We start from the raw sequence: 15,446 nt of genomic DNA, 5'->3' as shown, positions 1-15,446 counted from the left end.
CGTGTCGCATTCGACTTGTTCAATCGTTCGCTACTTTGGTCTGCACTGTCCTCTCGCCATGACTCACGCCTCGATCGATCGTCCGAGAGTGTTGCTGATTGACCTGGACAATTGCCCCCATGAAATCATGGATTTGGAATCCAATGCGGCGCACTATGAGTTGATCATCGCATCGCATGGAACTCAGGAGCCCAGAGTTCCTTTGGGCTTGGCAGCCATCATTGGCCAACTGATTTCCCGAGGCCGAATCGAGATTTGGGCGATGCCGGCGGGCAAGAACTCGGCCGACTTTGGCTTAACGTTCCTGGCCGGTCGTTTGTCGGCCGACCGCCCCGAGAACACGCATTTTGAAATCGCTTCCAAGGACAAAGATCTTGACCACGCGGTCGGTTTGTTGAGACGGTCCGGTTTCACGGCCGACCGAATCGATTCATCCGTCATGGTCAACATGTCGGTTGCGCCGGCCGGCGAAGTGTCGATCGCGGCCGCGAGTCTAGCGAGGTCACTCAGCGGAAACGGGGCAAAGTCACGCCCAAAAAAGAAGAAATCGCTGATCGCGACCGCCCGCGCCCGCGGTGCGACACCCGAAATCGGCTTGGCGGCACTGCAGGAACTCATTGATCAAGGTGCGATCGTTTACGCTATTAATGGTTTGCCGACCTATCACGATGAGCGTCTGAAACAATTCGCCGCTTCGGTGAAACGAAAACGCAGCAAGTCCAAAACCGAACCTCTGAAGATCGCTAAACTGGCGTCCAAAACGAGAGCGATCCAGGTCGCAGACTCGTCGCAAATGCGTTTGTTCGAATAACCCAATCTTATCGCCGCAATAGACGGCTTTGCCGTTCGGTGATTTCAATGCCGTAACGATGAAGATAGCGATCGGTGTCGTTGGTGTAGTTGACCTCCATATCCTGGTTCTCGAAACGAAACCGGCCGATCGGCGGCGTCGAGATGGGACGGATCGAATACAACTCGATCAAACTGACCATGCGGTTTTTTGGCATTGTTGCGGGTTGGCCAGTTTGATTTTCGACACCTTTGTCGTCGAGTGATCCCGTCGGAGGACTTACCCAGAACTCGATTCGCACTGGGATGCCTTGACCAAAGCCGGTATCGATTTGATCGGACTTCGCGATCGCGACCACCATTTCGTCCGGACAAAGTTCGGGCCATTGATTGTTGGGAAAATTCGCGAGCATCTGCAAACGCACGTTGTCTTTGAGCGATCCTCGCACGATCCATACGTCTTGATCTTCCAACCGGCCGGTTACCACACGTAGATCATGTTGGGCAACCATGGTTTCGAGCATTTCGACAAAACCGCCCACTCGAACGCTTGGCGGTAGATGTCCGACGATCGACCGGGTCGATCCGGCCGCGCCTTCGGCTCGTGACAATCCGGTCAACGTCGCGCCGTGAACCCATTGATCGAGTCGTCCGACATCGACTCGTTGCAACAAAATCTGATCACCAATCTGCTCGCGAGTCCACGCCAAGCGTCCGTCGCTGATTTGCTGCAGCGTGTGTTTGCCGTCGCCGTCGTGCATCGCGACCTGCAGGTTGAATCGCCCGCTGCCGTCGCCGGCTTGTTCATAAGTTCCAACGCCGATGACTTCGCGTCCGCCTACCCAAACACGTTGGCGCACCTTGGCGTCAAACGCGGCCCCGAGCGCGAGACGTTCGATTACGCGACCGAGCAAGCGGGTACCGTGGTCGTCGACGGACGGATCGTGTGAAACTGAAACCGTTTGCGCCGAGGCGACTGTGGCAAGCCAAAAGGCCAATGTGATGAACAACGAGGCCATGTTGCGGTCGTGACGAACAATCTTCATAGGCAAGTTGTGACGGTTTTATCAAAGATTGGGGGCGAGTTATGCCGATGGGAACCCTTGCAGGGATCGGTCTGTTGTGGACCGATTCCACCTGCGTGACCGGATGCTAGTTCTCCGGTACGCTTCAAGTCCATCCCATTTGATGACCCAGGACGGGGGAAAAGATGAAACGAATCGTCACTCATTTGGCGCTCACGGCGACCACGGCGATGATCGCCACCGGGTGTGTGCCGGTTCGCCACAACCTGCCACCAGAGCAACGCATGATGCAGCCTGGTCCTGGTGTCGGCGGCCCCGGCCCCGGAGTCCTTGGACCTCCGCCGTACGCCCCGATGATGGGTGCCACTGGCGCCGCCGGTGCCTTGCCGATCGACGGATCGATGATCGAAGACGGCTCGACGCCGGGCGGTGCATCGGTTTGCGAAGTCTCACCGAAAGGTCCGACGATGGCCGAATTGGCCGCCGCCGGCGAAAGCAATCCGGTGATCCAGCAGGTCGGATTCCGCCAAATGCTTCAAGGCGGCGAGGATTGCGGATGCGGCGGACACGGAACGGGAGCTGATTGCGGCGGCAGCGGAGCCGGTTGCGGTGCCGGTGGTTTGCAAATTCCACCAGGCGGCGGCGTGATGATGCCGTCGATGATGGGAGCCATGGTTTCGACCGCTCAAGTTACCTTCGGCAGCCCCGACGGAATGCAGGTTCGCTACGACGTCAGTGGTGCCGGACTGTTCGATAGTGAGCCGCTGATCGTGCCGGCGCGCCAAAACTTCCCGCAAGGCGGACTGTACCGACTCAAACTTACCAACATCCCCGCACTGCCTGGCGTGGAACTGTATCCGACCGTGGAATTGGCCTACGCCAACCCGCGAACCGGTGCGTACCTCGCTCACAACTCAGTGCCGCTGCAGTTCACGGCCGAAGATTTTGACCAAGTCCTGACGGGGAACTTCGTCACCAAAGTCATCTATCTTCCTGATCCCGAATTCCAAGGTCCCGCTTTGGCCGGAATCGATACGCTCGTCAGCACGCGACTGGATCCAGGAATCGACCCGATCGTCGAAGCCGACCGCCGGGGCAGCATCTTGGCGATCATCCGCCTAGGTGATAAGGACATCGAAATGGCCGGCGGCGGAATGGTTCCCGGAAACATGATGGGCCCACCGATCGCCGGTCTGCCCGCTCCGTTTGCTCCAGCAATGACCGAAGGTTGCGGCAGTTGTGCGCCCGGCGGTATGAATGGCCCCAACGCCGGCAAGGTCGGGATGCCACCGAGTCTGCCTGGGATGATCGCCGGCGTGAACGCGCCGCAGTACGGCATGCCGATGACCGGCACACCGATCGGGCTCCCTGGACCACCCCACATTCCATTGGGCGCTCCGGCGGGATTGAAGAAGCACGTCATTCGCAACCATACGCACATGAACATGCCGCAACCGGTCGAAAACGTTCGCATCGATGTTCGTCAACAGCCCGGGATGAGTTATCCCAACCCGGTCAACCGAGTTCGGATCACCGAGCAGAATATCAATCCCGGTATTCCGAATGCCCGCCCGGCATACGAAAAGCCGAGCCAACGGGTCTATTAAAGGACCGAAATCATGCGTAGCCCGACTCTCCGAGTCGGGCTGCATTGAATGGAAGATTTAGTTCAACTTTCCTCGTCTCGACCGATCATGTCTGCACCCACCTCATCACCCGTGATCCAGCGTCCGCTTTGGAAAAAAGTCGGATGGACGTGGGCTTGCTTGATCGGAATGATGTGGACCGGTAGCGTCGAGGCGGCTGAACCTTCGGATTATCTATCCAACGCGAATCAGCATTCCTTGTTCACCGGGGACATGCCCGCCGGCGTGATCGCGGCGACCAAGCAACGCCTGACTCCACGGCCCTCGCCGCCATACTATCAACCGGTGAAGTTCATCGGGACCAAAGGTATCGAGTTTTCGCTCGCCCAGTATGGCACCTTTCCTGAAGGCCAACCCGACCTGATGGCAGGTTTACTGGTTGGTCAGGTCTATCGTTTCCGAGTCAGCAACCTGCCCAATGCCGCAGGGGCGGAACTGTATCCGACGGTGGAAATGGTGGATCGAACCTATCCGCCACCGGGACTGGCGACCAGTTACCCGATTCCGATCAACTTGGACGAAGACGATATCTACGCGGCGCTGGAAGGTCGATTGGTGACGCGAGTTGTTTTCTTGGAAGATCCTCAAACAGCCGTGCCACTCACTCAAGGGCCTGACGGCCCGATCGCCATCGACGTCCCCGAGTACCAGGACCCTCTGCAGATCGCCGATCTTCGCGGTCGCGTTGTGGCAATCCTGCGAATCGGATCGGTCACGCCACCACAAGCCGAAGTGCTTCAAAATCAATTTTACTTTGGTCACCCGTCTTGGGCACCGATCTTTGAGTCACAGCCATGATGATGTTCGTTCCTGCTCGACGATTCTGGGTCATTATCCGGTGCATCGCTTGGTTACCTCTATTGGCGTTGCCTAGCGGCTGTGCATCAATCGCTGGTCTTGACGCTCGCAAACCGCAGCCTGTCGCCGCCAAAGCAACGACAACGACGCCCGTCGCCACGTTAGCGAACGGTAATGCCGAAATCACACAGGTCGGGTTTCGACAACCCATCGCGGGCGATCGATCGATCGAGAACGGTTGCGGATGCCAGTTCGGCCCCTGTGGCGATGCTAGCTGTGGCAATGCGAATGCCGGATCGACCGCGTGTCAGCCACTCATGATGGCCGCCGTTCCCCAAGCTTGGTACTACGATCCGCAAGAATTCTTGTGCGACGGCGGCGATCATGATCCTCATGCCTCGTTGACCCGCGATGATCGGATCATCGGCTTGCAACCGGAAGACACCGTCACCCATTTCACCACCGAAAGCGGCGATATCGAATTCACCGCGTCGAATCGTGTTTGCCTTTATTCACCTCGTTTCGGAAACGTCCGGCGGATCACCGGCGCGATCTTGAATGATCATGCGATCGCCGCGTCCGGTGTTGCCCGACCGGTTGGACCGAACACGGTTGACTACGATCAACCTGGATTGGTGATGACGGATACGGTAGAAGTCGACAAAGCCGAGTTCACTCGTCGCATCGATTCGATGCGGGATCGTAACCGAGGCGTTCGCATCGAAAACGTCCAACAAATCGAAATGGCCGGCGATGTCCTCGCGGTATTGGCCAATATTCGAAATCTCAGTTTGTTTGAAGTCGATGAGTCACAATTGGCAGCCATCGAGCGGTTCGCACTCGCGGCGAGCGCCTGGACGATTGAAGAGTCCGTGGAAGTGGAAATCCAAGATCTCGCGCCGCCGGTGCTCGTTAGGGATCAAAAGCTCGACGCGCTGGTGGTCTACGAGTTTCCCGACGCGGGTCGTTTGAACCTGATCAAATTGGCTGACAAGCAGCACGCGGCGATCGGTGACGAAGTGACGTTCGCTTTACGACTGCAAAATGTCGGCGATTCGCCGGTCTCGAATGTCGTCGTCACCGACAATCTGACGACAAGACTCGAGTACGTCGCCGACAGTCAAACGGCCAGCATCGACGCGGACTTCGAAGTTCGGCTCAACGACGCGTCGTCGAGCCAACTTGTCTGGAACATCCAAAAAGAAATCGGCGTGGGCGAAAGCATCACGATCGAATTCAAATGCCGTGTCCGCTAGACCTACAACCCGGCGATGTCCCCGGCGAGTAGATCGAGCAAGTCGTCGCTGTCATCATCGTTGTCTTCTACGCTCGACGAAACCGCTGCGGCAAGCACCACGTCGGCAGCCGTCGAAGTGTTCGCTCCGACTACCTTGGCGTCCTCGGCCAGCACTTCGATCGAATCACGCTCGACCGGCTCGGATCGATCTTCGGTTACCGAAGACTGCACCGGAGCAACCGGTTCTCCCGACGGGCGATCGATATCGTTGAGGTAATTGATCACTCGCAACGCATCGACCGCAGTCACCAAACCGTCACCGTTGACGTCGTGGAAATACTGTCGTCCGCTCGTGTTCGCGGCGAATTCGCCCTCAGCTTCTAGACGCGACATTTCATTGATAATGAGCAGCGCGTCGATCGCCGTGACCAAATTGTCCGCATTGACGTCCGCCGGCAACGACGTATTTTGCAACGGCTCGGAACTGGCCGCGCCAGCGGTAATGCGGATCGACTCCGTGTCATAGATGATCTGCGAAACGGGAACGGGGTTATCGTTCTGGTCGAGCAACGTATCCTGGAATGGGAAACGGTCCGCCGGAGAGCCGGATACGGTCGTCACGCCGGGTTGCAACCCACGGAAATAAATCGTGGCCAACCGGGTGCCGTTGCCGCCCAAGTCACCTTGATTGGAACCGAACTCGTCGATCAATCCAGGACGATCGTTGACTCCGACGGCGGGATCGATCAAGAACTGTGGGTCAAACTCGACATCAAAATCAAAGACGTCGGTATTTCCTCCGTTGTCGACGCGAATGGTTTCAAGAAAATTGCGGTTGTAGAGAATGTCCAAGAAACCCGCGAATACGGCATCGGTGAACGGCTGCCCGGTGCCCAGGTCGATCGCGTCGATCCGAAGTCCGAAGCGTTGACCGGCCGGTACCGAAGGAATGTTGCTACCCGGTGCCGGGAGAAGTTCGTTGCCCGCCTCGTCGACGAACGTGAAATCGTATTGCGCGAGCGGATTCTGGTTCGCCTCCACAACGAGACTCACGTTGGCGATGCTGCGGACGACGCCAAACTCGTTGCTATCGATCGTCAATATGTAACTGAACTCGTCGAAGCCGACGAAATTCGAATTGGGTCGATAGTTAACTAAGTCATCACTGGGATCAGGAGTGCCGCGATTGTCGATCGTTACGGTTCCGTTATTGGCCGCCTCACGCAATCCGAATTCGATGATCCGGTCACCCGGTCCGACGAAATCATTGGCAAGAACATCCAGCGTGGCTTGCACATTCGGGGAGATAGCGACACCGTTCGAATCCACTCCGAGCGGGAACGAATCGTCCAAGGCACCGGGGAAATTGTCTCCCGCCGGAACGATCGGAACGGTGGCGAACCCGTAGCGAATTTCCCCAAAACTAAGTACCGAGGTGGCGGTTCCATCGGGCTGAATCAAGACCGTTTCGCTCTGGGCTGCTTCGGTCGGGTCGGTTTGGAACAAGGCAACACCGGTGCCTGTCGCACGCATGGTCAGCGTGAACAGTTCGGTGAAACCGGTGTGCGAAGCCAAATCATTCGTGGCACCAATCGTTGCTAGGTTCGACGCCGATTGAACCGCTCCGACTTCATTAATGATGCCCGGCTTAAGACTATCACCGAGGACAAACGAGGGGGTTTGGAACTTGGGACCAAAGGTGATGTCGAACGGGAACGAGTCGTTCGGATTTGATTCGACCGGAGTCACCAGTTCGGCGGTGTACAACAAGTCGGTGAATGCGGATTGAAGCCCTTGAATCGCCGTCGAATTGGCACGCAGAATATCGTCGACGGAAACTCGAACGCGGAACGTCTCACCAGCCTGCAAGGTTGGTTTCTCAATATCGTTGTTAAGATCCAAAATTTGGATTTTGAATTCAGCCTTGTCGTTTACCAACGCTTGAGGCGTCAAAATGACGGTTCCGATCGCCGATGAGAATTGACCCGACGCATCCTGCATCGTGTAGGTAAACTGCTCCGATCCGGTGAAACCGCTCGCCGGTGTATATCGTAGCCCGCGGTTGCCTGGCGTCAGCGTGAGGAGTCCGTTGCCACTGCCTCGGGTGACCGACACGATCGTCAAGCCGCCTTCCACCGACGCGATATCGTTATCAAGCACGTTGAGCGGAACATTGCTCTCGTTGCTGGGCACTTCATAAATATCGTCGATCGCAATCGGGCTGGCCGTTTGGAAGCTGACGATCAACTCCACGGTTGCCATCGCGATGTTGCCGGCTTGATCTTGCACGGTATAGGTCAGTGAGTCCACGCCGGTGAAGTTGTTCGGTGGCGTGTAACGCAAGAATTGCTGCCCGGGTGCCCCCGGCTGGATCGTGACAATGCCACCCGCCGCCGAATTGGTACGATTGATAATCGTCAACGGGCTACTGGGCAGATTGAAGTCGTTGGCGAGTACATCCAACGGGAATGCGGTCGAGTTTTGAGGCACGTTGAACGAATCGTTGTTGGCAAGGCTTCCACCTTGCAAAATTCGAATCGCGTAATCCTCGACTTCACCGGTATCAGCCGGTCCGCCAACACCGAGTCCCGGAGTGAGGCTGTATCGGAACCTCGCAAAGGTATCGAGCAAACCGTCGTTGGTGCCATCGGCATTGATATTAAAACCGGCGGGCAATGGAACATCGATATTGACCGTTCCCGTCCCCGCAACCAGGTCCGTTCGCACTTGCTCGTTCGGATCCAAGAAATCGCCGTCACCGTTGAAGTCGACCCAGACTTGAAGGTAGCCCGTCGAGCCGGTGGTGTTGTTTAAGGAGACTTCGAAACGGCCGGTACTCGTCAGACTGAGCGGGCGAGTTAAGATCACACCGTCTTCATCGTCGATCTGACCGAGGGCTGTGTTGATTTGATCGTCACCGGTGGCGTCGGCACTGGGGGCACCATCGATTTCGCGGTCGACCGATGCACCGATTCGCAACCCACTGCTAATACCGTGACTCGGGCCATTCGCGGCAACGGTCGTTCGGTAACTATCCGGCGCGTCACCGAAATCTCGCGATGGAAGACCACCGAAGTCATAGTTGCTACCCAGCGGCGCACCGGTGTAAGTGACGACATACTCACCCGACAACGGAATGGTACGTTCGAAACCGGGTTCCTCGACTTCGCGGATCGCGAAAGTCTGGCCGATCGCACCGCTCAACTCTAACTTGTAGGTACCATCGGCACCGGTGATATCGAACGGTTCAAACAAGTCGGGGCGATTGTCGCCGTCCAAGTCAGCGTAAATGTAAGCCCCGGCAACTCCCGGTTCGCCCGGGTCGAACTGACCGTTGTTGTTCAAGTCGGCGAACTTGCGACCGGTCACGTCAGGATTGATTTGGGTGAAGCCGAACGTTGGTCCGCTGACGGTCGATCCAGTGATCGCGATCGTTTGTGACCCCGGTGTTGTCAGTTGGAAATTACCCGGCGACTGAATACCGAGTAGGTAAGTTCCCGGCGTAACGTTGGTCAATAAGTAAATGCCGTCCGCATCGACAACATCAGACGGTTCGTTGAAGTCGCGGGTGCCGTTGTTGTTGAAGTCAACAAATACCGTCGAACCCGCCGCAATCGGATTCGACGCCGCGTTACCGGAATTGCTCAATACGCCGTTGGCTCCCACGCTGACCGTTCGAGTGCTGCTCGTGATCGGTGGCGATTGGGCGACAACGGTATAGGTCGGGTTGCTCGGAGAATTGGGGGCCGCAGCCAATGAATAGGACCCGTTCGCATCGGTCAGTGTGCTCGGTTCCGATGGATCCAAGACGCCGTTACGATTGATATCCAAGAACACGCGGACGCCCGCCAAACCTGGATCCCCGGTGCCATTGCCGTTGGCATTGAGGTCTTCGAAGACACGGCCGGTCAAACCGCCGCCTTGGGTACCGGTGGAGAGCACATGGGCCAGCGATTCGCCGCTGTACAAAGTGCCGAACGTCACCGCACCGCCCGGATCGACAAAGTCCGTGCGGAATCGTGGAATGATATCGTCCATCGTTCCGAGAATTCCGTCGGGGCCGACACCGAGACCGTTCTCATCATTCAGGGCTCCACCACCGTCGATCAGCGACGGAGTGAGGTTACCGCCGTCGGTGTGATACAAACCAAACACGTGCCCTAATTCATGCGTCGTTGTCGCTCCGATCTCCAATCCGACCACATCGAATTCGCTCAACGCGGAACTTCGCGGCACTCCGGCGGCAGCGTCTACTTCGTTATCAACAAACACCAGCACCGTTTCGTCGAGATCAAAGTTGCCGACGTCGATGGTTTGAGCGAGACCCAACAATCCGCCGGCACCCACGATTCCGGGAAACGCGGCCACCGAACCGAACAGTACGCGCGTGTGCGGAACTCCGTTGGCCTGAAGCTCAAACTCGGCATTCGGGTGATCCAGACTATTGAGAATCGTTACGCCATACTCACCCGGCGTTCCAGTCAGGCGATAGGATCCATTGCCGGTATAATTTCCAACGTCATTGAGTTGCGCCGTGACGGTATCAACAATTCGTCGTGCGACGGCGTCATACTGCAATTGGTTGGCGACAACCAATCCCGCTTGGTCTAAGGTTTGTGCGATCGGTGGAATACGAAAGCGTCCGCCGGAAAATACCCCGGGGTTAGCTAAACCCAAATTGAAATCGTCCTGCGTCAGGGTCGCCCCATCAAAATCCAAGAAGACTACTTGAGCTTGCCCGATCGGCAAACTTTCGGTGACCGGGCGGTACGTTCGAAGTCCGAGCGTGTAGTTCGAAAGAATGTTTTCAGTGGAAACCCCGATCGTGTAACGTCCAGTGAACGGAGCGACCTGGGCGAGTAGCACGTTGCCCTGAGTTTGTAATGGCGAATTAATCGGGTAGAAGTTCGGCACAACGACATTCGGCAGCGGCCCGTCCTGACCCAACCACAGGGCACCGTCGGGTGTGTAAACGTCAAACGTACTAATCGCGCCGAGACCGGCGATGTCCAGGATATCACCGGCCTGCAGATCGAAGCTGTAAAAATCTTGGTCGGTGGTGAACCCGCCAAAAGGACCAATTTGGAAACTCAGCGTGCCCGTCACATCGATCGTATTCCGCTGGCCCGGCAGGTTGCCCAACTGAATGAATTCGGCGTTGAATCGCGAATCATTCTCGTTCGTTTCGTTGGCCGATTCTTGCTCGCGATACTGGAACGCCGTCACCGAGCCGACATTGCGAGGACCGTCGAACTCATCGATATTGCCGATCGGACCGATCGGATTGGCGGCGAGCAATTGACGGCGTTCCAAACCTTCCATCGTCAACCGGCGGTTGCGATTCGGCTTGGAATTCCGCGACTTGCGACGCGAGCGTTTGGGTTGGGAATCCGACGACGAGGTGGAGGACTGACGAGGAATCATCGAGGGTCTCTGGCGAGGGGGCCTGATTGGGGCGGGGATGCCGAGGGCAAGGCCCTGAAAAGGAAAAGCGGTCGCAGAATCGAACCAATTCTCGGATCGTAATTCAATTCTTCAGACGCGAGTCTAGTTAGGGAGAGGCAACTGTCAACGAAATGCCATCATTCCGATGCCCTTGCAGCCGTTAAAGTTCCCCCAAGAGCATTTCGAACCAGTGTAATCCGCAAAACCGGAGGTATCGAAGCACACCTACTTTTCCATTTCTGTCGCGAATCATTCGTCGTTGTTCTCGGGAAGCCCTTCGAGATGACTGACATTCTTCACCGGTGCAAAAATCGCGATGATCTCTGCGATCAAGGCCTCGTCGATCGGTTGTTCCAGCCATGCGGCCCACTTGCGGATGTTTTCCGGGTTGGCGCTGCCGGCGATCGTGGTCGCCATGCCAGGGTTGGAACACGAGAACTGCAGGGCCGCGTGGGCGATATCGACGCCGTGGTCGCGGCAAAACTCAGCCGCCTTGCGAGCGGCGTCTTTGACTTCTTGGGAATCCTTGTGCCAATCCGGCAGCGGAGCATCGGTCAGCAACCGGGCCGCAAACGGTCCCGCGTTCATGATTCCGACGCCTTGGGGCTTCAGCAGCGGCACGATCTCGTCGGCCAATCGGGTGTTTTGAAGCGTGTACTGGTTGTACGAAAGGATGCAATCTAAGTCCGCCTTCGCGGCCACTTCGCGGAAGATCTTCATCGGGTATCCGCTGATGCCGACGTAGCGAACTTTGCCTTGCTGCTGTGCCTTTCGCAGCGCCGGCAGGGTTTCCTCGATGATCTGATTCAACGGCACGAATTCGATGTCGTGACAGAGCATGATGTCCAGATGGTCCGTGCGCAAGCGATGCAAGCTCACGTCCACACTTTCGGCGACCCGCTTGGCCGAGAAATCAAAATGCTGCGGCGCGTACCGCCCGAGCTTGCTGCACAGGATGTAATCTTCCCGAGGTACGTTTTGCAATTCGATCCCCAAGAGCACCTCCGACATGCCGCGGCCGTAATAAGCCGACGTGTCGATCAGGTTCATGCCTAATTCCAAGGCCGCCCGAACGCTGGCGAAGACCTCGTCCAAACCGACGGCACGAAATTCGGCACCGAGCGACGAGGCACCGAAACCGATGACGGGAAGTTGTAAATCCGTGTTTCCGAGTTGGCGGGTTTGCATGGAGAGAACGTTGAGAAGTAGAGGGGATAGCAATTCTTAACAAAGAGTTACAGCTTATCGTCGTGAATTTGCCAAGCCAATCCCGGGGGGCGATTGAGTTATCACGTGAGTTATCAGGCATCGAGTCCAGAGAAGTGGCAGCGACTTTCAGTCGCCAGTCCCGAAGCATCCGTTGCAAGCCGCCGCGGCATCGCTCTGGGTCACGAAAGCGTCGCGCCCCGGTAGGTCATGCGCTGTCGTTTGAGCGTGTGGGCTTGGCACAATGCCGCGATATCGTCGCGATGACCGACGACGATCACGCGGTCTCCCGCCGACAGTTTTCGGTCGCCCGAAGGGTTCATGTCGATGTTCCCGCCGGCGCCGCGAACCGCGACGATTAAAAAGCCCCGATTGCCTCGAACTTCGATTTCGCCGAGCGTGCGGTTGGCCAAATGCGAGGTCGCGCCGATTTGCAATTCCTCCATTTGCAACCCGATCGTGGACAGTTCGTCCCGCAAGTCGCGGGTCGAACCGTTGCTCGCCAAAAGGCTGGCGGCGGTCGGTTGGGCAATCAATTGCGTCGTTCGTTTGGCACTGATCGCGGCCGCCATCACGACATGATCGGCCCCACATCGTCGCAAGCGTTTTTCGACGTGCAGCGATTCCCCGCGCGAAATGATCTCGACACTCTTATTTAGATCGCGAACGGTAACGCAGACGAACGCGTTGAGTGCATCGTCGGGCAACATCGTGGCGATCGAACGGGCGTGCTCGATGCCGGCCTTTTTGAGCGATTCCTCTTCGGTGGCGCTGCCCACCATGGCCAAGTACCCCGCCGCCTGCGCCTGGGCGACTCGCGATTCGCTCTCGTCGAGGATTAGGAACGGATGCTCGAGCTGTTTAAGCTCTTCGGCGACAATCATCCCCATCCGGCCGTAGCCGCACAGGATCGTGTGGTTGCGAAGACTGGCGATACCTTGACTCATCTTTCGGCTCCTAAACGCGGATTGCAACTCGCCGTCAATCAGAACTTGAATGAAACCGCCCACGGCGTAGACCGCCGCCCCGTACCCGAACACGATGACCAGGATCGTCAGGGTCCGCAAAGAAGGCGTTTGAACGGGCTGGACCTCGCCATAACCCACGCCAAAGATCGTGATCACGACCATGTAAACGGCGTCGCCCGCAGACCAGCCCTCGCGGACATATCCCAAGAAAGCGAGCAGACATACGAGTAAAAACACTCCCAAGCCGACGAATACTCGACGAAAGGGGGTGGGGTTCATAGATTGAACTCGTAGTAGTGACGACGGCGCCTCGGGGGTGACTATAGCCCGACCGGCCCGTCCCCGACAAGCTACCACGTCGCCGGCCTTTCAATGCGGCGACGCCGCAACCTACAAGCCCGACGCGCAACGATCTGTTGATTGAATCGTTTAACGGCAAGCCGCAGGCGAAAGAGCTTGAAAACGCGGGCGCCTGCGGCTTGCCGTTAAACGAAAACGCCCAATTCACTCGCTCGCGCGTCGGGCTTGTCTCAATCGCGTTTAAATCGCACGCTACGCGACCGCCCCTTCGTTGACACCCTTTACCCCAGCGATAGAATCCTCTGCCCGAGCTTGGCGAAGAGCCCGAGCTTTGCCGTGGGGCTGAACCGATCTCTCTGAACCGATCGTTCGGGGAACCGTAATACGACAACCACGCTATCGAGATCCCCATGAAATGTCAGTATTGCGATAAACCGGCTACCTTCCACATCACCGAGTTGACCCAACCGGGCGGCCCGCAGATCCTGCATTTGTGCGAACAACACGCCCGCACGGTCTTGCAAAAAGACGAACCCAGCCCGATCAAAACGATCACGGGCGCTCTGGCGAAACAATTGCAGCTCGGCCAAACCAAGGAAGAACTCAAAAAGCTCGACCAAAAAGAGTGTCCCGCCTGCGGCATTACGTTTTTCGAGTTCCGCAACTCCGGACGGCTCGGTTGCCCGATGGATTACATCCATTTCGAATCGGACCTCACCCCGTTGCTCGTCAATATCCACGATTCGTTGGAACACACCGGCAAACGCCCCAGCCGCGCCGAGGCGAACGTCGATACCCAAGCCGAATTGATCAGTTTGCGAAAAGAAATGGAGGCGGCCGTGGCCCGCGAGGACTACGAAGAAGCCTCCCGCATTCGCGACCAAATCAACGAGATCCAAGGAGATCCCAAGCACCCAGGTGCCTCATCATGAAGGAAGCCAAAGACTTATCGGCTTTGGTCCAAAACAGCGGAGAATGGCTCAAAGGCACCGGACCCGAATCAGATATCGTCATCAGCAGCCGGATCCGCTTGGCCCGCAACGTGGCGGGCTTCCCCTTTATCCGTAAATGCAGCGATGACGATCGAAAGAAGATCGAACGCCAAGTCCGCACACGGCTCGAAGCCCTGTCCGGATGGGAGGACATCCAGTACGTCGACGTCGCCGCGCTATCGGAAATCGATCGCCAGTTTCTCGTCGAACGGCAACTGATCAGCCGCGAGATCGCCGAATCCGAAGGCAGCCGAGCCGTCGCCATCGACCCGTGCGAACAGTTTTCCGTGATGGTCAACGAAGAGGACCACTTGCGAATCCAAGTCATGCATTCAGGCTTGGACCTGCTCAGCGCGTGGGACCAAATCGACGCCCTCGACAACGCCATCGAGCGGGAAGTGCTCTATGCGTTTCATCCGCAGTACGGTTACCTGACGGCCTGCCCGACGAACGTCGGAACCGGACTACGGGTCAGTGTGATGTTGCACCTGCCCGGCTTGGTGATCACCCAACAGATCGAAAAGGTCTTCCGCAGCATGCAGCGGATCAACGTCACCGTCCGCGGACTCTACGGCGAAGGCTCTCAGTACACCGGCGACTTTTACCAGGTCAGTAACCAGGTCACGCTCGGGCACACCGAACACGAACTGCTCGAAATGGTCGGCAACGAAGTCGTGCCGCGGATCATCGATTACGAACGCAAGGCGCGAGACTTCTTGATCGAAAAAGGCGAACAGGATCTCCATGATGACGTTAGCCGCGCGCTCGGTATCCTCAGCACCGCCCGCAAGATCAGCAGCGAAGAAACGATGCACTACCTTTCCAAGGTCCGCATGGGCGTGAACTTGGGCCTGATCGACGACGTCGAAGTCGCGACGATCAACAAACTGTTCATTCATACCCAACCGGCCCACCTGCAAAAACTGCACGGCCGAGTGTTGACGACGAGTGACCGGCACATCGAGCGGGCGAACTACCTGCAACGTCATCTCCGCGACGCGGGAGCCGCGCCCGAAGAATTGAACTGAAACAATCGATAA

At 57.2% G+C, this 15,446-nt stretch carries 10 protein-coding genes; 6 read left to right on the top strand and 4 right to left on the bottom strand.

Going from position 1 to position 15,446, the window contains the following annotated elements; genetic code table 11:
- The first annotated feature begins 88 nt into the window (after nt 1-88).
- The gene (locus tag Pla100_RS12755; protein ID WP_146578039.1) at nt 89-811 is read left to right on the top strand and encodes a PIN domain-containing protein; all 723 of its coding nucleotides are present in this window, start codon (nt 89-91) and stop codon (nt 809-811) included.
- Between the two features lie 7 nt (nt 812-818).
- Here Pla100_RS12755 and Pla100_RS12750 read toward each other — a convergent pair whose 3' ends face one another.
- A complete protein-coding gene (locus Pla100_RS12750) occupies nt 819-1,835 on the bottom strand; it encodes a hypothetical protein (protein ID WP_197167888.1) in 1,017 nt (338 codons plus the stop codon).
- Nucleotides 1,836-1,999: 164 nt separating this feature from the next.
- Here Pla100_RS12750 and Pla100_RS12745 point away from each other — a divergent pair, with 164 nt between their 5' ends.
- The 3 genes from Pla100_RS12745 (at nt 2,000) to Pla100_RS12735 (ending at nt 5,514) form a co-directional block, all read left to right on the top strand.
- Nucleotides 2,000-3,421, top strand: a complete 1,422-nt coding sequence (locus Pla100_RS12745; RefSeq protein WP_146578038.1) for a hypothetical protein — start codon at nt 2,000-2,002, stop codon at nt 3,419-3,421.
- 87 nt (nt 3,422-3,508) lie between these two features.
- Nucleotides 3,509-4,258: a hypothetical protein gene (locus Pla100_RS12740; protein ID WP_231603005.1), complete on the top strand. Its 750-nt coding sequence runs from the start codon at nt 3,509-3,511 to the stop codon at nt 4,256-4,258.
- Nucleotides 4,255-5,514: a DUF11 domain-containing protein gene (locus tag Pla100_RS12735; RefSeq protein ID WP_146578037.1), complete on the top strand. Its 1,260-nt coding sequence runs from the start codon at nt 4,255-4,257 to the stop codon at nt 5,512-5,514. The genes Pla100_RS12740 and Pla100_RS12735 overlap by 4 nt, the downstream gene beginning before the upstream one ends.
- Before the next feature lie 2 nt (nt 5,515-5,516).
- Here Pla100_RS12735 and Pla100_RS12730 read toward each other — a convergent pair whose 3' ends face one another.
- From Pla100_RS12730 to Pla100_RS12720, 3 genes are all read right to left on the bottom strand, one after another.
- Complete coding sequence (locus Pla100_RS12730) at nt 5,517-10,919, bottom strand: Ig-like domain-containing protein (protein ID WP_231603004.1); 5,403 nt, start codon at nt 10,917-10,919, stop codon at nt 5,517-5,519.
- 270 nt (nt 10,920-11,189) lie between these two features.
- Entirely contained in the window at nt 11,190-12,128 is a 939-nt protein-coding gene (locus Pla100_RS12725) for an aldo/keto reductase (RefSeq protein WP_146578036.1), read from the bottom strand.
- 200 nt (nt 12,129-12,328) lie between these two features.
- The gene (locus Pla100_RS12720; RefSeq protein ID WP_146578035.1) at nt 12,329-13,393 is read right to left on the bottom strand and encodes a potassium channel family protein; all 1,065 of its coding nucleotides are present in this window, start codon (nt 13,391-13,393) and stop codon (nt 12,329-12,331) included.
- Between the two features lie 431 nt (nt 13,394-13,824).
- On the opposite strand from Pla100_RS12720, the gene Pla100_RS12715 reads away from it, so the two are divergent.
- Together Pla100_RS12715 and Pla100_RS12710 are read left to right on the top strand one after the other, a co-directional pair.
- The gene (locus Pla100_RS12715; protein WP_146578034.1) at nt 13,825-14,346 is read left to right on the top strand and encodes a UvrB/UvrC motif-containing protein; all 522 of its coding nucleotides are present in this window, start codon (nt 13,825-13,827) and stop codon (nt 14,344-14,346) included.
- On the top strand, nt 14,343-15,434 hold the full coding sequence (locus Pla100_RS12710; RefSeq protein ID WP_146578033.1) for a protein arginine kinase: 1,092 nt from the start codon (nt 14,343-14,345) through the stop codon (nt 15,432-15,434). Before Pla100_RS12715 ends, Pla100_RS12710 begins: the two co-directional genes overlap by 4 nt.
- The last annotated feature ends 12 nt before the right edge of the window (nt 15,435-15,446 follow it).

Source organism: Neorhodopirellula pilleata, assembly GCF_007859915.1.
In the GTDB taxonomy this organism is placed as follows: Bacteria; Planctomycetota; Planctomycetia; order Pirellulales; family Pirellulaceae; genus Rhodopirellula; species Rhodopirellula pilleata.
The sequence above is the reverse complement of the archived record's forward strand: the minus strand, read 5'-3'. Positions and strand labels throughout refer to the sequence as shown.

What these genes read in the sequence shown, in the direction of transcription:
- Pla100_RS12715 (WP_146578034.1), top strand. Translation starts at nt 13,825, where the DNA reads ATGAAATGTCAGTATTGCGATAAACCGGCTACCTTCCACATCACCGAG.
- Pla100_RS12745 (WP_146578038.1), top strand. Translation starts at nt 2,000, where the DNA reads ATGAAACGAATCGTCACTCATTTGGCGCTCACGGCGACCACGGCGATG.
- Pla100_RS12710 (WP_146578033.1), top strand. Translation starts at nt 14,343, where the DNA reads ATGAAGGAAGCCAAAGACTTATCGGCTTTGGTCCAAAACAGCGGAGAA.
- Pla100_RS12735 (WP_146578037.1), top strand. Translation starts at nt 4,255, where the DNA reads ATGATGATGTTCGTTCCTGCTCGACGATTCTGGGTCATTATCCGGTGC.
- Pla100_RS12730 (WP_231603004.1), bottom strand. Translation starts at nt 10,919, where the DNA reads ATGATTCCTCGTCAGTCCTCCACCTCGTCGTCGGATTCCCAACCCAAA.
- Pla100_RS12720 (WP_146578035.1), bottom strand. Translation starts at nt 13,393, where the DNA reads ATGAACCCCACCCCCTTTCGTCGAGTATTCGTCGGCTTGGGAGTGTTT.
- Pla100_RS12725 (WP_146578036.1), bottom strand. Translation starts at nt 12,128, where the DNA reads ATGCAAACCCGCCAACTCGGAAACACGGATTTACAACTTCCCGTCATC.
- Pla100_RS12750 (WP_197167888.1), bottom strand. Translation starts at nt 1,835, where the DNA reads ATGAAGATTGTTCGTCACGACCGCAACATGGCCTCGTTGTTCATCACA.
- Pla100_RS12740 (WP_231603005.1), top strand. Translation starts at nt 3,509, where the DNA reads ATGTCTGCACCCACCTCATCACCCGTGATCCAGCGTCCGCTTTGGAAA.